Here is a 19,743-nt window from a genome sequence, read left to right on the forward strand (position 1 = left end):
CCCTGATCCGATCAATTTTCCCCAGTTTATACGACCTTGCCCGCGTTAATGAAAGGCTTCTTTGCACATTTGCCAACCTTCCCTTGTGAATGGCAGTCAGATCAGAATTGTGCTGCGCCACACAGCAAAAATGAAAAAAACATTGAATAATAAGTTACTTACTTAACTAATCGTCCGGTTTTCTGACAACGGTGAAATTGTGATCCCTGATGGGCACAACGGGTAAATATTGCCACTTCACTGTGGCTTCCGGCATTTATCCAAAGGCTGAGGAATTCCTGCTGAACGTAGACTGCCTGCTGAGCGGAAGCAGACAGGTTTCCGACAGGCCTCAACCTAACCGGGGAATAACAATGAACAGTGCCATTATTGCGGGTATCTTCTGGCATTTTGTCGGAGCTGCCAGCGCCGCGTGTTTCTACGCGCCTTTTAAACAGGTGAAAAGATGGTCATGGGAAACCATGTGGTCGATCGGTGGCCTGATGTCGTGGCTGATCCTGCCGTGGGCGGTAAGTGCCATTTTACTGCCAGATTTTATGGCCTATTACAGCAGCTTCTCGCTGTCCCAGCTGACACCGGTATTTCTGTTTGGCGCGATGTGGGGCATAGGCAATATCAACTACGGCCTGACCATGCGTTATCTCGGCATGTCGATGGGGATCGGTATCGCGATTGGCATTACCCTGGTGGTCGGCACGCTGATGACACCGCTTCTGCAGGGGCGCTTTGGTGAGCTCTTCGCGTCGGCGGGTGGCCGGTTAACCCTGCTGGGCGTACTGGTGGCACTGATTGGCGTCGGGATTGTGTCGCGTGCCGGGCTGTTAAAAGAGCGGGCGCTGGGGATTAACGCAGAAGAGTTTAATCTCAGAAAAGGACTGGTGCTGGCGGTGATGTGCGGCATCTTCTCGGCGGGTATGTCCTTTGCCATGGATGCGGCTAAGCCCATGCATCAGGCCGCCGCTAATCTTGGCATCGATCCGCTGTATGTAGCTCTGCCCAGCTACGTGATCATTATGGGCGGCGGGGCTCTGGTTAATCTGGCCTTCTGTTTCTGGCGGCTGGCCACCCGGCCAGAGCTGTCGGTGCGTAAAGACTTCTCGGTCGGGAAGTCGCTGCTGATTACCAATACCGCTTTTGCGGTGCTCGGCGGCACCATGTGGTATCTGCAGTTCTTCTTCTATGCCTGGGGCCATGCCAGAATCCCGGCGCAGTATGACTATGTCAGCTGGATGCTGCACATGAGTCTATACGTCCTGTGTGGTGGTCTGGTGGGGCTGCTGATGAAGGAGTGGAAGTCTGCGGGGCGCCGCCCGGTCAGCGTGTTATCAATCGGCTGTGTGGTGATTATCATTGCCGCCAATATTGTGGGACTTGGCATGGCGGCCTGATCGCGAATAGTGACTCTGTCTTTATGCAGGCGGGGCCTGCCAGACTGATGGCTCACTCCGTCGGGGTTTTACTTACAACAACACATTAGTTTAATTCGCAGGCACTGTTTCCCGGCAATGTGGAACAGCTTTTCTCTGTTACCTCAACGGGCCTGCTATGCAGGCCCGTTTTATTAAGACTCGGCACTTTTCAGTGCCTGGCGTGGCGCGATAAATTGCTGTCGCCAGGCGCTGGGAGGTAAACCGGTGTCACGGGTGAAAACCACCGAAAAATAGTTACTGTCATCAAAGCCGCAGCGGGCGGCAACCTCACTAATCAGACAATCCTGGGTGCGCAGCAGATATTTTGCCTGACAGAGCTGCAGCTGACGCAGGTAATGCCCGATAGTCATCCCGGTCTGCTGACGGAAAAGCTGCCTCAGCGCCCGTTCGCTGAGCTGGTTCTGCTGACAAAACTCCGCGAGATCAAAGGGGCGGGCAATCGCACCCTGCAACACTGACATCAGCAGATCGAGCTGTTCGCCCTCCGGCAACGCCCAGGGGCGGTCGGCCGCGTAGCCGTGGCGGCGCAGAATCAGCGCCAGCTGTAAAAACAGCGCCTCTGAGAGCTGAACTGACAGGGGATCGCTTTTTCGGCTTTCACGCTCCAGCTGGCTGATCACTCCCCGGGCCAGCGCCATCCCTCGCGTGGTCAGCCGCCAGCCGCCAGGCGCATCCGGGCCCTGTTGCGGCAGCAGCTGATTCCAGTCAAGGGCAAGACCAAAGCGGTCACGACAGTAGAGGATGTTATCCAGCACCAGATCGTTAACGCTGTCGTAGCTGTGGCAGTCACTGTCGCGGATATAAAAAACGTCGCCACAGGTAATCAGCCAGGGGCGATCGTTGAGGACGTGCAGGCCATTGCCGCGCCAGACAATCACGATTTCACTGAACTCGTGTCGGTGCGGCGGGAAAGAGGGTTGTGGCATCCTTTCGGCGACCGCCACCGGTAGAGTAGTGGCGGGAAAATAGTCATCCCGACTGAGTATCAACGCCATGATTGGCTCCTTTACATCATCTGCTGGCGCTCCGCTCGCGGTGCGCAGCCAAATTCGCGCCTGAACAGGGTTGAGAAATGGTTGCTGTCCCCAAATCCACACTGGAAGGCGATATCGGTAATTCGCATATCACTGTGACGCAGCAGATGACGGGCCTGCAACAGCCGCACACGGTTCAGGTAGCGCTGCGGCGTGCTGCCGGTTTGCTGCTTCATTTGCCGATGCAGGGTACGCAGCGACAGGGAGAAGCGATCCGCCAGTTCATCCCAGATAATCTCATCACTGTAATGCTCACCCAGCCAGTCGAGCAGACGATGCAGCCGCGCCTCCTGATCCTGACTCTGTCCGTCAATGCACGCCTCACGCAACAGCACCAGCAACTGTAAAAAGAGCTGTTCCTGACGCGCCTGTTTTTCCATCGACCAGGTATCATCCGGCTGCATCTGCGCCGCCACACTCAGCGCCTGCGTCATCACCTTTTGATTGATGCGCCAGTGGGAAGCATATTGCCCGTCCTGATCGCAGGGCAGTAAAGCCTGTAACCCGGAGAGAAAGCGAAACGCGCCGGGGCTGCGATAAAGCACGTTGGTCAGACAAAGGTTGTCGGTCTGCTCATAAAGATGACGATCGTGATCGCGCACAAAGCAGACGCAACCGGCGCACAGCGTTTGTGGCTGACCATTAAACACATGAATGCCAGAGCCTTGCTCAACCAGCACAATTTCATGGAAATCATGATGATGTTCCGGGAAGGCGGCCTGAGGTACGCGGGGTTCAATCGCAATGGCGTAATCGCCTTCGGGGAAAAAATCCGCACTGTGCAATATGGTCATGGTCATCTCTCGCTGCTTAACAAAACCGTAACGCAGTCTAATCAGCACGCTCTAACCTTACCTTGAATTTTCAGCCTGACTCAGCAGGAATCATGCTGATTTTTCAAGAAATCCTCAGCAGTTAACAGATTTGCGGCAGGGGTCACATCCTCCTGCCTTTCACCTCTGTGATCTCTCTCACGAAGTTCTTTGCAAGTCTGCCAGGGCTTATCAGCCGCTGGCACTCCGGGGAAGGTCTTTAACCGGCCAGGTTTTTACTCTGTGACCACTCAATCACAGGGAAAAGTCGCCATGACCAGGAGAAACATTGTTGCTATTGATCTCGGGGCATCCAGCGGGCGGGTCATGCTCGCAAGCTGGGATGCTGCGCAGCGCCAGATCGCGCTTCGTGAGGTCCGGCGCTTTAAAAATAAGCGCCAGCGTCGTGCCGGTTATGACTGCTGGGATCTGACGATGCTTGAGCAGGAGATACGCACCGGGCTGGCTCAGTTAGATGAAGAGAAGATCGTGCCAGACAGTATCGGTATCGACACCTGGGGCGTTGATATGGTGCTGCTGGATGCAGAGGGCGAGCCGGTGGGTGAGGCGGTCAGCTACCGCGATGCGCGCACCCACGGCCTGATGGAGCAGGCGCAGCACGAACTGAGCCGCAGTGCCATCTACGCCCGAACCGGCATTCAGTTTCTGCCATTCAATACGCTCTATCAGATGCGCGCCCTGCATCAGCAGCAGCCCGACTGGCAGGCCCGCGTGGCGCATGCGCTGATGATGCCGGACTATCTGCATTATCGCCTGACCGGTAATCTCAACTGGGAATACACCAACGCCACCACTACGCAAATGCTCAATATTCACAGCGGCGAATGGGATCGTGATCTGCTCGCCTGGGCGGGCGTTGCTCCTGAATGGTTCGGCCAGCCGCAGGCACCGGGCAACACCGTCGGCCACTGGGTCAATAGCGCAGGTGTCCCGGTCCCGGTTATTGCTGTCGCCACCCACGACACCGCCAGCGCGGTTCTGGCAACGCCGCTAATGCAGGACGATGCCGCCTATCTCAGTTCCGGAACCTGGTCGCTGATGGGCTTTGAAAGTTTGCAGCCTTATGCCTGCGATGGCGCGTTACGCGCCAATATCACCAATGAGGGCGGCGCAGAAGGCTACCGCGTACTGAAAAATATCATGGGCTTATGGCTGTTGCAGCGCATCTGCGGCGAACTTCAGATTGACGATCTCAGCGCACTGATTGATCAGACGGCACGGCAGCCCGCCTGTGTTTCACTGATTAGTCCCAACGATGCGCGCTTCATCAATCCCGACAGCATGGTTAACGAGATTCAGAACGCCTGCGCAGAGCAGGGAATGCCGGTGCCACAATCTGCCGCCGCGCTGGCCCGCTGCATATTTGACAGCCTGGCACTGCTCTATCGCGAGGTGATCCAGGAGCTGGCAGAGCTGCGAGGCAAACCTTTCAGCCAGCTGCACGTGGTAGGGGGCGGCAGTCAGAACCGTTTTCTTAACCAGCTCTGTGCCGATGCCTGCCAGATTCCGGTGCTGGCAGGTCCGGTTGAAGCCTCCACGCTGGGTAACGTTGGTTGCCAGCTGATTGCACTTGGCGAACTGATCGATGTGGCTGATTTCCGCTGCAGCGTCATCAACAACTTCCCACTGGAAAAATTCGAACCGCAAACTCACAGCGTCTTCAGTGCCAGTCAGGCACGCTTCGCGACGCTGAGTCAACCCGCTAAGGAACCCGCTTATGACTAAGCAGATTGAACAGGCTTTTGAACTGGCTAAACAACGCTACGCTGACAATGGAGTTGATGTTGAACAGGCCATTCGCCAGCTGGACAGCATTCCTGTCTCGATGCACTGCTGGCAGGGGGACGATGTCCGGGGCTTTGAGAACCCACAGGGCGCATTGACTGGCGGCATCCAGGCGACCGGCAACTATCCGGGGCGGGCACGCAATGCCAGTGAATTGCGCAGCGATATCGACAAGGCGATGTCTCTGATCCCAGGCGCAAAACGTCTGAACCTGCACGCTATCTATCTGGAAAGTGACAAGCCAGTCGATCGGGATGCCATTGAACCTGCCCATTTCGCCAACTGGGTTGCCTGGGCGAAAGAGCACAACTTAGGGCTGGATTTTAACCCCAGCTGCTTCTCGCATCCGATGAGTGCCGACGGTTTTACGCTGTCGCACAGTGATAAAACCGTGCGTCAGTTCTGGATCGATCACTGCAAAGCGAGTCGCCGCATCTCCGCTTCGTTTGGTGAGCAGCTTGGCACGCCGTCAGTGATGAATATCTGGGTGCCGGACGGCATGAAAGATATTACCGTGGATCGCCTGGCCCCGCGTCAGCGTCTGATGAGCGCACTGGATGAGGTCATCTCAGAAAAACTGAACCCGCAGCACCATATCGACGCGGTTGAGAGCAAGCTGTTTGGCATTGGCGCAGAGAGCTACACCGTGGGCTCCAATGAGTTTTATCTTGGTTACGCCGCCAGCCGCCAGACGGCACTATGCCTGGATGCAGGACATTTCCATCCCACCGAAGTGATCTCCGATAAAATTTCCGCCGCGATGCTCTATGTGCCGCGTCTGCTGCTGCACGTCAGCCGCCCGGTGCGCTGGGACAGCGACCATGTGGTGCTGCTGGATGATGAAACTCAGGCGATCGCCAGTGAGATCGTCCGCCATCAACTGTTCGACAAAGTGCATATCGGACTCGATTTCTTCGACGCCTCTATCAACCGGATTGCCGCCTGGGTTATCGGCACCCGTAACACCAAAAAAGCGCTGCTGCGTGCCCTGCTGGAGCCAACCGATCGTCTGCGCCAGGCCGAGAACGAGGGCGATTACACCGCGCGGCTGACGCTGCTGGAAGAGCAAAAATCATTGCCGTGGCAGGCGGTATGGGAAGCCTGGTGCCTGCGCCATGACGTCCCGGCTGATGCCAGCTGGTTAGGCGACGTCCGTCATTATGAACAACAGATTTTGAGCCAACGTTAAGGATTTCACTATGCAAAGCATTCTTTCTTCCGGGTTTGTTAAGGGAATGGTCAAAGCAACCAGCGATATGTGGCTGAAGGGCTGGGACGAACGTAACGGCGGCAACGTCAGCCTGCGTCTGCGGGAAGAGGAGGTTAAACCTTTTGCCGCTGATTTCTGCCTGCAACCGCGCTGTATTGAGCTGACACAACCTGCGCCGGCGCTGGCGAACGACTGGTTTCTGGTGACCGGGTCAGGAAAATTCATGCGTAATGTCCAGCTTGATCCGGCGGATTGTCTGGCACTGCTGCAGGTCGATGACAAAGGGCTCTCTTATAAAATTCACTGGGGCCTGTCGAATGGCGGTTTGCCGACCTCTGAACTGGCGTCACACTTTCAGTCTCATGCGGTGCGTAAAGCGGTCAGCAAGGGTGCAGACCGGGTGATCATGCACTGTCACGCTACCAACTTTATGGCCTTAAGCTATGTGGTTGAGATGGATTCCGCCCGCTTTACCCGCCTGCTGTGGGAAGGGAGTACCGAATGTCTGGTGGTGTTCCCGGACGGTGTGGGTGTTTTACCCTGGATGGTGCCCGGCACCGATGAAATCGGCACCGCGACCGCCGGGCAGATGCAGTCACATACCCTGGTGATGTGGCCATTCCACGGTGTCTTTGGCACGGGCCCGACACTCGATGAGACTTTTGGTCTGATTGATACGGCGGAGAAATCGTCAGAAGTGATCGTCAAAGTGCTGTCGATGGGCGGTATTCGTCAGAGTATCACCACAGAACAGCTGGTTGCATTGGGTGAGCGATTTGGTGTGAAGCCGTGGCAACCGGCGCTGGATGCAGGGCCTGCTAATGCTGCGTAAAGCCTTTGTGATGCAGGTGAACCCTTATTGCCATGCAGAGTATGAGCGTCGGCACTCACCGATCTGGCCTGAACTGGCCGAAACCCTGAAAGCGCACGGCGCGCATAACTATGCCATCTGGCTGGACGCCGAGCGGCATCTGCTGTTCGCCAGTGTTGAGATTGAATCTGAGGAGCGCTGGAACGCGGTGGCGGAAACGGAGGTCTGTCAGCGCTGGTGGGCATCAATGAAAGATCTGATGCCGTCTAATGCAGATAACAGCCCGATCAGTGAGCCGTTAAAACCGGTTTTCTTTCTGGAATAAAATCGGGAATAAAAGATGAAAAGGGCGGCATCGCCGCCCTGATATTTTTAACGCTTAGCCTGACACAGGCCGGTGAGTGTCGGCCACATCGCCATCAGCGTATCAATAATGCTCTCCAGATCGTCACGCTCAACGCCTTCACGCGCCCGCACCGACATGCCCTGCAGCATACAACTCAGATAACGTGACAGCGCGGGAATGTTTACTGACGCACTCAGTTCACCACGCTGCTGACGCGCCAGCAAAAAATCTTTTAACACATGCTCCTGCGACTGATGCTGCTGTTGCAGCATGGTGGCAATCTCTGCTGAAGCCGCCGACAGGGCGGTTGAGGTGCAGATAAAGAAACAGCCGCCGGGAGAGTCGCGTTCGGTAAAACAGGCCGCGGTGGCGCGGAAATAGGCTTCAATAGCCCGATCCACCGGTAACTGGTCATCGCCCAATGCCGCTTCACGCCATGCACTGAACTTCTCCACGTAGCGCTCCATCGCCGCGCGAAACAGTCCCTCTTTATTAACAAACTCGGCGTAGAGGGTTGGCGCTTTCGCGCCGGTTGCGGCCACCAGATCGGCCAGAGAAGTTCCCTCGTAACCGTGCGTCCAGAACAGGGTCAGAGCTTTATCGAGCGCTGCTTCGCGATCGAACACTTTTGGTCGGCCGCGGCATTTCTTTACATCGCAATCCTGAACCTGACTCATACACCCTCACTGACAGTAAAACACCCTATTAAATTACCGATCATTATAAAAATGTGCAAGGCCTGGCGTGGATGTCGCCGGCAGGGGTTGCCATTTTGTGCGCCAGCGCATTATTACAGCCCCTTAGGTTAAGTCAGAAAAGAAGCTGAAGCCCATAATCACGCCACTCCGCGAATTAAATAACGCTCATTAAATAAATGTTGACGACAAACCGTATCGGGGTCTATCATTTGTTTAACGGTCATTAATTAAATAGTGACAACCCATTCAGACCAACCGAATTTCAATATTGAATAGAGAGATTATTATGAAAAACATCAAAATCACCCTGGCAGCACTGGCACTGACGACTCTGACTTTTGGCGCATCTGCCGCTGACCTGGTGACCAGCGAACCTGTTAATCAGCAGCCAGTTGGCACCATCTCTGTACTGGGCGGCACCAATCTGTCTTCTGTTGAAGCGCAGCTGAGTGCTAAAGCGGATGAAGCGGGTGCGAAATCGTTCCGCATCACCTCAACCAGCGGCCAGAACAAACTGCACGGCACGGCTGTGATTTATCAGTAATTTTGGTTTTTCAACAGAATAAGTGAGAAGGGGTTCGTTATGAAAAGTATCAATATGATGGTCGTGGCGGCGGTGCTAAGCGGTCTGTCATTTGCCAGCGTAGCGGCCCAGCAGGTCAGCAGCACACCGCTGGATCAGCAAAAAATCGGTGTCATCAGCGCAACGGGCAGTACTAATCTGCTTTCGCTGGAGCAGCAACTGTCAGAAAAGGCCAGCGATGCAGGGGCAAAGTCTTTCCGCATCACTTCGACCTCTGGCAGCAACAACCTGCATGGCACAGCCGTTCTTTATAGATAAAGTGATCGGTAAATAACCCTGAACAGGCTTCAGATAACCCGCTTATCTGAAGCCTTTTTTATTATCCGTTACTGCGTAACTGTGGATAACGACGGAAGATATAAACACACCAGAGTAACGCCACCAGGCCAATCATCCCGCCGACATTGCCAACTTCCGCCATGCTCAGATGCAGGCTGACCTGATTACCCAGCAGCGCACCCGCGCCGATACCGATATTGTAGATACCGGACATCAGCGACATCGCCACATCCGTGGCATCCGGTGCCAGCGACAGCACCCGCACCTGCATACCCAGTCCGATCATCATCATCGCCATTCCCCAGACAACGCACAGCGTTGAGATAGCCGCAGGGCGAACGGCAGCAAAAATCAGCAGGCCCATGCACAGGGTGATCAGCGCGATGGCCGCAATCAGCAGTCCGGAGGGAAACTTATTACCGAGTGTGCTGAACAGTACGCTACCCACAATGCCCGCAGAGCCAAACAGCAGCAGTAGCAGGGTGGTGAAGTTGCCACTGGAATGGGCCACGGTTTGCATAAAGGGCTCGATATAGCTGTAAGCGGTGTAATGCGCGGTAACAACCAGCGTCACCAGCAGATACATGCTGACCAGCGCCGGACGGCGAAACAGCATCGGCACACTGCTCAGCGAGCCGGTATGTTCACTCGGCAGACGCGGCAGGATGCGCACCAGCATAATCATCAGCACCAGTGCCGAAAGGCCAATCGCGCCGAAGGTCGTACGCCAGCCAAGATACTGACCCACCACGCGGCCAATCGGCACGCCCAGCACCATCGCCAGCGCGGTACCGGTTGCCAGCATACTCAGCGCCTGAGTTTTCTTACCGGCCGGAGCGACGCGAATCGCCAGCGAGGCGGTGATCGACCAGAACACCGCGTGAGACAGGGCGATACCCACGCGTGACACCATCAGCGAACGGAAATCCCAGGCAACGGTAGAAAGAACGTGGCTGACGATAAAGATCAGGAACAGCACACCCAGCAGCAGTCGTCGCTCAATATTGCGGGTCAGCAGCATCAGCGGCAGTGAGAGCAGTGCGACCACCCAGGCATAGATGGTCAGCATGATCCCGACGTCAGCCGTCTGCATTGAAAAGTCAGCAGCGATGTCAGATAACAGGCCAACCGGCACAAATTCGGTGGTATTAAATACAAAGGCGGCGATGGCCAGCAATACCACGCGTAGCCAGGCAGTTTTACGTGAAACAGTAGTTGGTTGCATGAGGAGTCAAGTCAGTCAGTACAGCGAATCGGATGCGGCAGAAACATCCAGCGAAAGTGACCTGCGTCACAAATTACTGACCATTGTAGTGAATAAAGCGGGAAGAGAAACCTTATAAACGCCTTTTAATGCTGAAATTTTTTTATCGCCCCATCACAGGGCGATAGCCTGAGGTTATTGACCGCGACGCCGGGCGGGCATCATTCGCAGCAGAGTATTGTCTTTCAGCAGATAGTGATGGAACAGTGCGGCAGCAGCATGCAGTCCGATCAGCCAGTAACCCAGCGGTGCCAGGGTTTCATGCCAGCCAATCAGCATATCCGCCATATCAAAGTCAGGTTCAGGCGCGACCGGCATGCTGATGCCAAACAGCCACCATTCCCGACCTTTAAGATAACGCGATGTCAGGCCGAGGATCGGCAGAGTGATAAACAGAGCATAGAGCAGGGTATGAGTCAGATGTGCCAGCCCGGTTTGCCAGCGCGGCGGAGCGGGAGTAATGGGCGGTGTGCGATGCCGGGTGCGTAAAAAGAGGCGGGCAAGCATCAATACCAGGATGGTCGCGCCGGCGCTGAAATGGGTAATGATCATGGCATAACCCTGCCAGGATCCGCGCTGTGCAAAACCGCGCAGTTCAATGGTGGCGTAGGCCGTCACCACCAGTAAAAAGGTGAGCCAGTGAAGGGCTATCTGAGCGCGCGCAAACTTATCCCGCATTGTGCATTCCATTAAAGAGAATCAGAAAAATTAACATAACGGAAAACAGCGGTAATTCTTAACAAATTAGCGCAGCGGGAAAAATTTTTTTCCCCTTACCAGGTGGATCAGATTAACGCGAAGCCGGGGTGTGCTTCAGGGCCACGCTGAGCTGGGTGGCCTGCTGGTCAACATTTTTGAGTGGACAACAATTTTCACAGCCGATTGCGCCAGCATAATATTTTTTAGCCTGCAGGATGGCGGCATTCACATGGTAAAAACTGCCCAGAAACATACGGTTATCGATGTCGGGAAGATGGGGGCAGCCTGCGGCATGAACCACATGATTATTGTTATATCCTGACTGTTTATTGACGTAGTAGTAGAGAGCCACAGGCGTTCCTTGTTGCCGTGTTAAAAGGCAAAGCAGATGAATTATTACAATAAAAACGATTATAGCGGGAAACCTGCGTTTTGTTTGCTGTGGCTCTGAATAGCGCGTTTATTGTGATAAACCGCCAGGCCCGCAGGAGAAGCCAGGCCTGGCATGAGAAGACATTCTCAGAGTTTTTTACTGTGCAGACGCCAGGCAACCAGTAACGCCAGGATCAGCAGGACGCTGATAAACAGCGTAATCCCGCTCCAGCCAAAGTTATGCCAGAACACGCCACCCAGCGTACCCGCGACGCTGGAACCCACGTAGTAGCTGAACAGATAGAGCGAAGAAGCCTGGCCTCGTGCCCGGCGCGCCCGGGGGCCAATCCAGCCGCTGGCAACCGCATGGGCGGCAAAAAAACCGGCGGTGAACAGCATCATCCCTGGCAGGATCAGCCAGAGGGAGTTGAAGGCGGTAATCAGCAAACCCAGCAACATGATGGCGGTAGCACCCAGCATCACCGGTCCCCGACCCAACCGGTTGGTCAGCGCGCCCGCCTTAGGCGAACTCCAGGAGCCGGTGAGGTAGACCACTGATAACAGCCCGACCACAGCCTGGCTGAGATGCCAGGGCGCATCCAGTAAACGGTAGCCAATATAGTTAAACAGGGTGACAAATGCTCCCATCAGCAGGAATCCTTCGGCAAACAGCCAGGGCAGGCCCGGATCGCGCCAGTGCAGCCGGAAGTTAATCAGCAGATTACGCGGACGCAGCGTAATGGGCCGGAAATGGCGCGACGCAGGCAGGATTTTCCAGAACATCAGCGCCGAGGCCAGCGAAAAACAGCCGATCACCGCCACGGCGAGTCGCCATGAGAAGAGGTCAGTCAGCACGCCGCTCAGCAGTCGACCGCTCATCCCGCCTATCGAGTTACCGCTGATATATAACCCCATGGAAAAGGCGACGACCCGTGCATCCATCTCCTCGCTGAGGTAGGTCATGCCGACCGCCGCCACGCCACTCAGCGACAACCCCATCAGCGCCCGCATAATCAGAATGCCGTGCCAGCTGGTCATGGTGGCCGAGACCAGCGTGCAGATGGCGGCCAGCATCAGGGCTGTGACCATCACCGATTTACGACCGATAGCATCAGAGAGCGGCCCGGTGACCAGCAGGCCCAGCGCCATCAGGCCGGTCGAGATGGAGAGCGACAGGCTGCTGGTTGCCGGAGAGATACCAAACTGCTGTGACAGCACCGGCAGAATCGGCTGCACACAGTAGAGCAGGGCAAAGGTCGCCAGCCCGGCGGAGAAAAGCGCCAGCGTCACGCGCATAAACTGTGGGGAATCCCGGCGGATATGACCTGAAGCGGCAACTGACTCTGGCGGCGCAGAGACCGCATTCTCATCCACTGTGACAGCCTGTGTTGAGCGACTCACACATCTTCCTCAAATTTAGAAAACCTGTCGTCAGCTTAGGAAAGCGGCATTATGATGTCTAATATATTAATAATCTCAAATGAGACGTTTAAGATATGAATATCGAACTGCGTCATCTGCGTTACTTTGTTGCAGTGGCGGAAGAGTTACATTTCGGGCGGGCGGCCCAGCGACTGAACATTTCTCAGCCGCCGCTCAGCCAGCAGATTATTCAGCTGGAAACAGAAACGGGCGCAAGGCTGTTCAATCGCACTAACCGCAGCGTGCAGCTTACCGCTGCCGGACAGCAACTGCTGAGTGACGCCCGCGCGATTCTGTTGCAGGTCGAGCAGGCGGCCGATCGCGCCGCCCGGCTGCATCGTGGTGAAGAGGGGGAGCTGCGGATTGGCTTTACCTCCTCGGCCCCGTTTACCGCCGTGGTCTCTGACGCGCTATTCCGGTTTCGTCAGCGCTGGCCGCAGGTACATATTCAGATGCAGGAGATTAATACCCGCCAGCAGCTCGCACCGCTTCATGATGGACGGCTCGATCTTGGCGTGATGCGCAACACGCCGCTGCCCGCCGATCTGCGTCATCAGCTGCTGCTGAGTGAGCCGCTTTATGCCGTGGTGCATAAGGCGCATCCGTTGGCTGACGCCGATAAAATCTCTGTCACTGCCCTGGCGGCGGAACCCTTTGTATTCTTTGACCCTCAGGGCGGAACCGCGCTCTACAGCGATATTCTGGCGCTGCTGCACCGCTACCATATCAAGCCCTTTATTACCCAGGAAGTGGGTGAGGCGATGACCATACTGGGGCTGGTGGCAACCGGGTTAGGCGTTTCCATTCTGCCTGCCTCATTTCGTCGGGCGCGGCTGGCCGATCTGGTCTGGTTGCCCTTAACGGAAGAGGATGCCATTTCAGAGCTGTGGCTGGTCTGGTCAGCCGGACGCGAAATAAATGCGCAGATGGAAAACATGATGGCGTTGCTGCGGCGAAACCGGCCCTGATGCGCGGGCAACACCGCATCAATCTGTGCGATAAATCACATTTCTAATCAAATATTTGACGCTGTCGCCGGATCTGGCTCACCATGGCGCATGTTTATTTAGAAGCGCGAAAATAACCGGGAGCAGGGTTGTGAATCCGGACAGTCAACCTGGCCACATTGACCAGATCAAGCAGACTAATGCAGGTGTCGTATATCGATTAATTGACCGTTATGGTCCCATTTCGCGTATCGAACTTTCCCGCCGTGCCCAGCTTGCTCCGGCCAGCATTACCAAAATTGTGCGTGAAATGCTGGACGCACATTTAGTGCAGGAGACCGAGTTTCAGGATCCCGGCAGTCGTGGTCGTCCGGCGATAGGCCTGATACTGGATACCGACGCCTGGCACTATCTGGCTATTCGCCTGCATCGCGGCGCCATGACGTTTACGCTGCGCGATCTCAGCAGCAAGGAACTGGTGGAAGAGAGCCTGCCGCTGCCTGATGAGTCTGCTCAGCCGTTACTTACCGCGCTGATTGAACAGGTTGATGCCTTCTTTATTCGTCATCAGAAGAAGCTGGAACGCCTGACGGCCATTGCCATTACATTGCCAGGGCTGATCAACGCCGCGTCTGGTGTGGTGCATCGGCTACCGGGTTATGAGGTGCGCGATATGCCGCTGGGCGATGCGCTGGCGGCGCGAACCGGCTTACCGGTGTTTGTGCAGCACGATATTTCAGCCTGGACGCTGGCGGAGTCGCTGTTTGGTGCCTCACGTGGGGCGCAGGATGTGATTCAGATTGTGATTGATGAAACCGTGGGAGCCGGGGTGATCAGTGGCGGTCAGCTGTTGCATAAAAGTGGCAGGGCGCTGGTCGAGATCGGGCATACCCAGATCGACCCGTATGGTCAGCAGTGCTACTGCGGTAATCATGGCTGTCTGGAGACCGTAGCCAGCACCGGCAGTCTGCTGGCTCTGGCGGCGCAGCGTCTGCCGGCCCAGCCCGACAGCCTGCTCAATAATCAGCCGCTGACGCTGGAGTCGCTGTGCGCGGCGGCGCAGTCTGGCGACCGTCTGGCGCGCGACACCATCGCCAGCGTGGGTCATCATGTTGGCCGGATTCTGGCGATGATGGTCAACATCTTCAATCCTCAACATATTCTTATCGGTTCCCCCCTGAATGCCGCCGCGGATGTGCTGTTTCCGGCCGTGAGCAACACCATTCTGCAGCAATCACTCCCGGCCTACAGCGCGAGTATCCAGCTGGCACCTACCGAATTTAGCGAGCCGGGAACGTTAGGCGGCGCAGCCCTGATCAAAGACGCGCTCTATAACGGACACCTGTTAGTGAAACTGTTGCAAGGTTAAGCGGGCCTAATCTTGCGCTAACGCAATCTGTTCTCATCCTCCATTCCTTAAAATGCCGGTTCGCAGCAAGGTTAATCACCGATTAACCGCAACGGTTCGAGAGGAGAAGTTGAGTGAACAGACTATTTGTTACCGGCACTGACACCGCAGTGGGCAAAACGGTGGTGTCACGCGCCCTGTTACAAAGTTTTATCCAGGCCAGGCTCAGTGCCGTCGGGTACAAGCCCGTCGCGCGCTGCGCGGTCAAAACCGCTGACGGCCTGCGTAACAAAGATGCACAGGTTCTGCAAAGCGCTTCATCTATCGATTTACCCTATCAGGCGATCAATCCGCTGGCCTTTCAGGAAGAGGAGATCTGCACCCATCCGAGCCAGATCATTGATTACGCATTGCTGACACAGGGCTTAAGCAGCCTGACGCAGCAGGCCGATCGCGTGGTCGTGGAGGGCACCGGCGGCTGGCGCAGCCTGATGAACGATGGACGTCCGCTCTCCTGCTGGGTCGTTGAGCAGCAGCTGCCGGTGGTGCTGGTGGTCGGTATCCAGTCGGGCTGTATCAGTCACGCCCTGTTAACAGCAGAAGCGATAGCGCAGGATGGACTGCCACTGGTGGGCTGGGTGGCCAATCGCATCAATCCGGGACTGGCGCAGTACAGCGATATTATTGAGATTCTGCGTGAAAAAATTAGTGCGCCGCTGCTGGGCGAGCTGCCTTATCTGCCGCGTGCAGAACAGCGTGATTTGACGCCTTACATCGATATTTCTCTGCTGGAGCAGAACAATCTGCACGCTGTGAGTGCAAAGATCGCCTGATTATGAAACAAACTAAGTCATCTGAGTCGGCAATGAGCCTAAAGTTTCAGGCTTGTTGTCGGCTGTCTTTAACTATTTCCATTTAGAATTGAAAGACCTGGCTCGGATATCGCGAAATCGTGGCGTCATGGCGCAGAAAATGCATTAACTCCGCTTATCACACTGAGCTGGAGCCCCATCATGTCGCACTCGCACGAGAAAGGTTTGTTATATGGGCTTGAAGCCCGCATCGGCCCCGCCCCGGCGTTTTTCGCCGCACTGCAACATCTGCTGGCCAGCGTGGTGGGAATCATCACGCCGCCGCTGATTATTGGCTCCGTTCTGGGGTTGCAGGCCTATATTCCTTATCTGATCAGCATGTCATTGTTCGTTTCCGGCTTAGGCACGTTTATGCAGGCCAGACGCTTTTATGGCATCGGGGCGGGCATGATCTGTCTGCAGGGCACCAGCTTCGCGTTTCTGGGGGTGATCCTCTCTGGTGGTCTGATGGTGAAAGGGCGCGGTGGTTCGCCGGAAGAGATTATGGCGATGCTGTTTGGCTGTAACCTGGTGGCGGCGTTGATTCCGATTCTGATTAGCCGCTGCGTTGGCTCGCTGCGCAAAGTGCTGACGCCGGTGGTGACCGGCACGGTGATCACCCTGATTGGCATCAGCCTGATAAAAGTCAGCATTACCGACTGGGCGGGCGGGCACAACGCCACAGATTTTGGATCGCCGGGAAATCTGGCGCTGGGGGCGCTGACGTTGCTGGTGATCGTGGCGCTGAACCGCTCGCGAAATCGCTGGGCGCGGCTGGTGGCGGTGGTGGCCGGAATCGCGGTGGGATGCGTTGCCGCGGCCTTGACCGGTCATCTGCAACTTAATGTTGCGCCGGAGAGCAACTGGCTGGTGCTGCCCGCGTTCTTCCGGTTTGGTTTTGCCTTTGACTGGACCATTTTCCTGCCGATCGCGCTGGTGTCAGTGATCGCGGTGATTGAAGCCGTCGGTGACCTTACCGCTAACTGCCTGATTTCACAGCAGCCGATCACCGGCAAACCTTTTCAGCAGCGGTTGCAGGGTGGCATTGTCGCCGACGGCCTGAGCTGTGTGCTGGCAGCGGTCTTCTCCGCCTTTCCCAACACCACGTTTGCGCAGAACAATGGCGTTATCCAGATGACCGGCGTCGCCAGCCGTTACGTCGGTATGCTGCTGGGAATCATGCTGGCGCTGCTGGGGCTGTTTCCCTTTATTGGCTCCCTGTTGCAGCAGATCCCGCCGCCGGTGCTGGGCGGGGCGACAATCGTGATGTTTGGCAGCGTGGTTGCTGCGGGCATCCGTGTGATGACCCAGACGCCGCTGGGTCGCCGCGAGATGCTGATTGTGGCGATCGCTTTTGGTATTGGTCTGGGCGTGGAGGCGGTGCCGGATGTGCTGAAGCAGTTCCCGCCGCTGATTAACAGTCTGTTTGGTCATGCGGTGACGACCGGCGGTATTCTGGCGATTGTGCTGAACATGGTGCTGCCGGACGAGGCGCCTGTGGTGGAAGAGGTGGAGGCGGAAACGCTGACGGAGAGCTAAAAAGCAGAAGAGCCGATGTATCTCTCACATACGGCTCAAAAATCCAAAGCGATGGGAGCATATGCCTGTATCAAAGCATCGCGGACCAGAGATGGGCCGCGCTGAGCATGCCATGGATGGCATCTTTTGCGTCTTTGCTACAGGCGTATGCTCCCTGAGCTACTACCTGAATTGACAGACAGGACAGGCCGTGACTTAACTGGCTTTAAGATGGAGTCTGCGAAGGGAACAGGGTCAGATCGGAAAGTCGCAAAAGCCGCCATCCGTGGCACGCTCGGCCCGCGCAATTACGCACCTCATCCCTGAGGTGCGCCCGTACCGGGCCAACGCGTTGCGTTGTTCAAAAACGCTCCCGGCGTTTTTGTCCATGGCGCGGGACGCTTTCCTCCTCTGACCCGGTTCCCTGCGCGTTAAGCTTGTTTGTTGCTGTCTGATTTACCCAGGCTTGGGTATATCTGCTTATATCTGCTGTTTTAATGGGCCGGTAAGACCCATTTAGGTGACGAAATTATGGATTCAGACGACGGCGGGTACGACCAGAACTGAGGTAATCCGCAATATAATCCTGCGAAATCTCACCGCTGTAGCGACCCTCTTCATCGACAATCGGCATCCAGACCGTGTTGTGCTCATAGAGTTTTGACAGCACCACGCGCAGGTTCTCTTCCGCTTTACCGGTGACCTTAAAGGTGTGCAGTCGCTCTTCACAGCGGCCACTGACGTTACGCGCCTCGCGACGCTTCACGAAGCCCAGCGGTTTGCCATCCTCATCGACCACGGTAATCGACCGCATATCGTTCTCATCCATGGTGCCAAAGGCTTCTTCCAGCGGAGTAGAGCGGCGGACGGTGATGGTCGGCTGCTGGTCAGTCACATCGCCCGCCTGCACCAGTAACAGGCGCTTAAGCGTACGGTCCTGACCCACAAACGAGCCGACAAACTCATTGGCAGGGGTTGCCAGCAGTTCATCCGGGCTGGCGCACTGCACGATTTTACCCTGACCAAATACCGCAATGCGATCGCCGAGCTTCAGTGCCTCGTCAATATCGTGGCTCACCAGCATCACGGTTTTTTTCAGCTGACGCTGCATGTCGAGAAACTCGTTCTGGATCACTTCGCGGTTAATCGGGTCAACGGCGCCAAACGGCTCATCCATCAGCAGCACCGGTGGATCCGCCGCCAGGGCACGAATCACCCCGATACGCTGCTGCTGACCGCCTGACATCTCACGCGGATAGCGATGCAGGAATTTGGTGGGATCCAGCGCAACCATGCTCATCAGCTCGGTAGCCCGCTCGTGGCACTGCTTTTTGTTCCAGCCCAGCATGCGTGGCACGACGGTAATGTTCTCTTCGATGGTCATGTTGGGGAACAGACCAATCTGCTGGATAACATAGCCAATGTTGCGACGCAGGGTGGTGGTGTCCTGCGTACTGGTATCTTCGCCATTAATCAGGATCCGGCCACTGGTGGCGGGAATCAGGCGGTTAATCATCTTCAGCGTGGTGGTTTTCCCGCAGCCCGAGGGTCCCAGCAGCACGCACATCTCACCGGCTGGCACGTGCAGGCTGACGTTATCGACGGCTTTATTGGTCGTGCCGTTTTTCTGGGTAAAGGTTTTCGTCAGGTTTTCCAGCGTAATCATTATCGAATCCCCTTTGGAGTCAGCGCCTGCTGCAAACGGTGCAGCAGCCAGTCAAGAAAAATAGCCAGCAGACAGATCATCAATGCCCCGGCAATTAACATACGAATATCACTGCCGCTGATACCATCCAGCAGCAGCTGGCCCAGACCGCCCGCGCCAATCACGGCGGCAATCGCCATGACGCCAACGTTCATTACCACGGCGGTACGGATGCCACCGAATATCACCGGCAGCGCCATCGGGATTTCAACCCAGCGCAGGCGCTGCCAGAAAGTCATGCCGATACCACGGCCCGCTTCACGCAGACCGTCCGGCAGATTCTCCAGCGCGGTGTGGGTGTTGCGCACAATCGGCAGCAGCGAGTAGAGGAACACGGCGGTAATCGCCGGCAGCGCGCCAATGCCCTGACCGATGAGTGAAAACAGCGGGATCATCAGACCAAACAGCGCAATGGTGGGAATAGTCAGCACTACGGTGGCGATACCGAGAATCGGCGTTGCCAGCCATCTTACACGCACGATCAGAATGCCAAGCGGCACGCCAATCACAATTGCCAGTCCGACCGCGACCAGCACCAGCCAGCTGTGCTGCCAGCTCAGGGTGAGCAGGGTGCTCCAGTTATCCATGATGTAGTGAAGGGTATCCAC

At 56.1% G+C, this 19,743-nt stretch carries 20 protein-coding genes; 11 read left to right on the plus strand and 9 right to left on the minus strand.

Features of this window, described 5'->3' with window-relative positions:
• Window positions 1–353: 353 nt before the first annotated feature.
• On the plus strand, window positions 354–1,388 hold the full coding sequence (gene rhaT, locus ACX8ZY_RS09955; RefSeq protein ID WP_010670192.1) for an L-rhamnose/proton symporter RhaT: 1,035 nt from the start codon (window positions 354–356) through the stop codon (window positions 1,386–1,388).
• Between the two features lie 173 nt (window positions 1,389–1,561).
• Here the strand turns inward: rhaT and rhaR are convergent, their stop codons facing one another.
• A complete protein-coding gene (gene rhaR, locus ACX8ZY_RS09960; RefSeq protein WP_050680444.1) occupies window positions 1,562–2,425 on the minus strand; it encodes an HTH-type transcriptional activator RhaR in 864 nt (287 codons plus the stop codon).
• 11 nt (window positions 2,426–2,436) lie between these two features.
• Window positions 2,437–3,258 carry an HTH-type transcriptional activator RhaS gene (gene rhaS / locus ACX8ZY_RS09965; RefSeq protein WP_029519526.1) on the minus strand — a complete coding sequence of 274 codons (822 nt, stop codon included), beginning with the start codon at window positions 3,256–3,258 and terminating at the stop codon, window positions 2,437–2,439.
• Window positions 3,259–3,549: 291 nt separating this feature from the next.
• Here rhaS and rhaB point away from each other — a divergent pair, with 291 nt between their 5' ends.
• The 4 genes from rhaB to rhaM are packed head-to-tail and all read left to right on the plus strand — an operon-like array spanning window position 3,550 to window position 7,428.
• Window positions 3,550–5,022: a rhamnulokinase gene (rhaB, locus tag ACX8ZY_RS09970; protein ID WP_421664928.1), complete on the plus strand. Its 1,473-nt coding sequence runs from the start codon at window positions 3,550–3,552 to the stop codon at window positions 5,020–5,022.
• Entirely contained in the window at window positions 5,015–6,271 is a 1,257-nt protein-coding gene (locus tag ACX8ZY_RS09975) for an L-rhamnose isomerase (protein ID WP_010244756.1), read from the plus strand. Before rhaB ends, ACX8ZY_RS09975 begins: the two co-directional genes overlap by 8 nt.
• Before the next feature lie 10 nt (window positions 6,272–6,281).
• Window positions 6,282–7,124 (plus strand): rhamnulose-1-phosphate aldolase, encoded by an 843-nt coding sequence (rhaD, locus tag ACX8ZY_RS09980; protein ID WP_010670187.1) that lies wholly within the window; start codon window positions 6,282–6,284, stop codon window positions 7,122–7,124.
• Window positions 7,114–7,428 (plus strand): L-rhamnose mutarotase, encoded by a 315-nt coding sequence (gene rhaM / locus ACX8ZY_RS09985; RefSeq protein ID WP_010670186.1) that lies wholly within the window; start codon window positions 7,114–7,116, stop codon window positions 7,426–7,428. Before rhaD ends, rhaM begins: the two co-directional genes overlap by 11 nt.
• Before the next feature lie 47 nt (window positions 7,429–7,475).
• Here rhaM and ACX8ZY_RS09990 read toward each other — a convergent pair whose 3' ends face one another.
• Window positions 7,476–8,126: a TetR/AcrR family transcriptional regulator gene (locus ACX8ZY_RS09990; protein WP_010244765.1), complete on the minus strand. Its 651-nt coding sequence runs from the start codon at window positions 8,124–8,126 to the stop codon at window positions 7,476–7,478.
• A 307-nt stretch (window positions 8,127–8,433) separates the two neighbouring features.
• Between ACX8ZY_RS09990 and bhsA (ACX8ZY_RS09995) the strand changes: the two genes are divergently transcribed.
• Window positions 8,434–8,691, plus strand: a complete 258-nt coding sequence (bhsA, locus tag ACX8ZY_RS09995) for a multiple stress resistance protein BhsA (protein ID WP_010244768.1) — start codon at window positions 8,434–8,436, stop codon at window positions 8,689–8,691.
• A gap of 39 nt (window positions 8,692–8,730) precedes the next feature.
• Window positions 8,731–8,988, plus strand: a complete 258-nt coding sequence (bhsA, locus tag ACX8ZY_RS10000) for a multiple stress resistance protein BhsA (RefSeq protein WP_010670183.1) — start codon at window positions 8,731–8,733, stop codon at window positions 8,986–8,988.
• A 61-nt stretch (window positions 8,989–9,049) separates the two neighbouring features.
• On the opposite strand, the gene ACX8ZY_RS10005 is transcribed toward bhsA (ACX8ZY_RS10000), so the two are convergent.
• The 4 genes from ACX8ZY_RS10005 to ACX8ZY_RS10020 all read right to left on the minus strand — a co-directional run bounded on the left by ACX8ZY_RS10005 (window position 9,050) and on the right by ACX8ZY_RS10020 (window position 12,745).
• Window positions 9,050–10,234, minus strand: a complete 1,185-nt coding sequence (locus ACX8ZY_RS10005) for a sugar transporter (protein ID WP_010244774.1) — start codon at window positions 10,232–10,234, stop codon at window positions 9,050–9,052.
• A 174-nt stretch (window positions 10,235–10,408) separates the two neighbouring features.
• Window positions 10,409–10,951, minus strand: a complete 543-nt coding sequence (cybB, locus tag ACX8ZY_RS10010) for a cytochrome b561 (protein ID WP_010244777.1) — start codon at window positions 10,949–10,951, stop codon at window positions 10,409–10,411.
• 112 nt (window positions 10,952–11,063) lie between these two features.
• Window positions 11,064–11,324: a hypothetical protein gene (locus ACX8ZY_RS10015; protein WP_010244780.1), complete on the minus strand. Its 261-nt coding sequence runs from the start codon at window positions 11,322–11,324 to the stop codon at window positions 11,064–11,066.
• Between the two features lie 167 nt (window positions 11,325–11,491).
• Window positions 11,492–12,745 carry an MFS transporter gene (locus tag ACX8ZY_RS10020; protein WP_033767304.1) on the minus strand — a complete coding sequence of 418 codons (1,254 nt, stop codon included), beginning with the start codon at window positions 12,743–12,745 and terminating at the stop codon, window positions 11,492–11,494.
• Window positions 12,746–12,840: 95 nt separating this feature from the next.
• Here ACX8ZY_RS10020 and ACX8ZY_RS10025 point away from each other — a divergent pair, with 95 nt between their 5' ends.
• From ACX8ZY_RS10025 to ACX8ZY_RS10040, 4 genes are all read left to right on the plus strand, one after another.
• Window positions 12,841–13,734 carry a LysR family transcriptional regulator gene (locus tag ACX8ZY_RS10025; protein ID WP_010670180.1) on the plus strand — a complete coding sequence of 298 codons (894 nt, stop codon included), beginning with the start codon at window positions 12,841–12,843 and terminating at the stop codon, window positions 13,732–13,734.
• A gap of 130 nt (window positions 13,735–13,864) precedes the next feature.
• Window positions 13,865–15,082, plus strand: coding sequence for a sugar metabolism global transcriptional regulator Mlc (gene mlc / locus ACX8ZY_RS10030; RefSeq protein WP_010244790.1), 1,218 nt, complete (start codon window positions 13,865–13,867; stop codon window positions 15,080–15,082).
• 113 nt (window positions 15,083–15,195) lie between these two features.
• Complete coding sequence (gene bioD, locus ACX8ZY_RS10035; protein WP_033767301.1) at window positions 15,196–15,894, plus strand: dethiobiotin synthase; 699 nt, start codon at window positions 15,196–15,198, stop codon at window positions 15,892–15,894.
• Window positions 15,895–16,074: 180 nt separating this feature from the next.
• Entirely contained in the window at window positions 16,075–17,451 is a 1,377-nt protein-coding gene (locus ACX8ZY_RS10040) for a nucleobase:cation symporter-2 family protein (RefSeq protein WP_010670178.1), read from the plus strand.
• A gap of 508 nt (window positions 17,452–17,959) precedes the next feature.
• Here the strand turns inward: ACX8ZY_RS10040 and osmV are convergent.
• Window positions 17,960–19,096 (minus strand): osmoprotectant ABC transporter ATP-binding protein OsmV, encoded by a 1,137-nt coding sequence (gene osmV / locus ACX8ZY_RS10045; protein WP_010244799.1) that lies wholly within the window; start codon window positions 19,094–19,096, stop codon window positions 17,960–17,962.
• Window positions 19,096–19,743: an osmoprotectant ABC transporter permease OsmW gene (osmW, locus tag ACX8ZY_RS10050; RefSeq protein WP_010244802.1), complete on the minus strand. Its 648-nt coding sequence runs from the start codon at window positions 19,741–19,743 to the stop codon at window positions 19,096–19,098. Before osmW ends, osmV begins: the two co-directional genes overlap by 1 nt.

The organism is Pantoea sp. XAF26B01_ASV70 (genome assembly GCF_054512635.1).

Coding starts and splice junctions, on each gene's coding strand:
- ACX8ZY_RS09990 (WP_010244765.1), bottom strand. CDS start 8,126: ATGAGTCAGGTTCAGGATTGCGATGTAAAGAAATGCCGCGGCCGACCA.
- bhsA (WP_010244768.1), top strand. CDS start 8,434: ATGAAAAACATCAAAATCACCCTGGCAGCACTGGCACTGACGACTCTG.
- ACX8ZY_RS10025 (WP_010670180.1), top strand. CDS start 12,841: ATGAATATCGAACTGCGTCATCTGCGTTACTTTGTTGCAGTGGCGGAA.
- rhaR (WP_050680444.1), bottom strand. CDS start 2,425: ATGGCGTTGATACTCAGTCGGGATGACTATTTTCCCGCCACTACTCTA.
- osmV (WP_010244799.1), bottom strand. CDS start 19,096: ATGATTACGCTGGAAAACCTGACGAAAACCTTTACCCAGAAAAACGGC.
- ACX8ZY_RS09975 (WP_010244756.1), top strand. CDS start 5,015: ATGACTAAGCAGATTGAACAGGCTTTTGAACTGGCTAAACAACGCTAC.
- ACX8ZY_RS10005 (WP_010244774.1), bottom strand. CDS start 10,234: ATGCAACCAACTACTGTTTCACGTAAAACTGCCTGGCTACGCGTGGTA.
- rhaB (WP_421664928.1), top strand. CDS start 3,550: ATGACCAGGAGAAACATTGTTGCTATTGATCTCGGGGCATCCAGCGGG.
- rhaT (WP_010670192.1), top strand. CDS start 354: ATGAACAGTGCCATTATTGCGGGTATCTTCTGGCATTTTGTCGGAGCT.
- ACX8ZY_RS10040 (WP_010670178.1), top strand. CDS start 16,075: ATGTCGCACTCGCACGAGAAAGGTTTGTTATATGGGCTTGAAGCCCGC.
- cybB (WP_010244777.1), bottom strand. CDS start 10,951: ATGCGGGATAAGTTTGCGCGCGCTCAGATAGCCCTTCACTGGCTCACC.
- rhaS (WP_029519526.1), bottom strand. CDS start 3,258: ATGACCATATTGCACAGTGCGGATTTTTTCCCCGAAGGCGATTACGCC.
- bhsA (WP_010670183.1), top strand. CDS start 8,731: ATGAAAAGTATCAATATGATGGTCGTGGCGGCGGTGCTAAGCGGTCTG.
- rhaD (WP_010670187.1), top strand. CDS start 6,282: ATGCAAAGCATTCTTTCTTCCGGGTTTGTTAAGGGAATGGTCAAAGCA.
- rhaM (WP_010670186.1), top strand. CDS start 7,114: ATGCTGCGTAAAGCCTTTGTGATGCAGGTGAACCCTTATTGCCATGCA.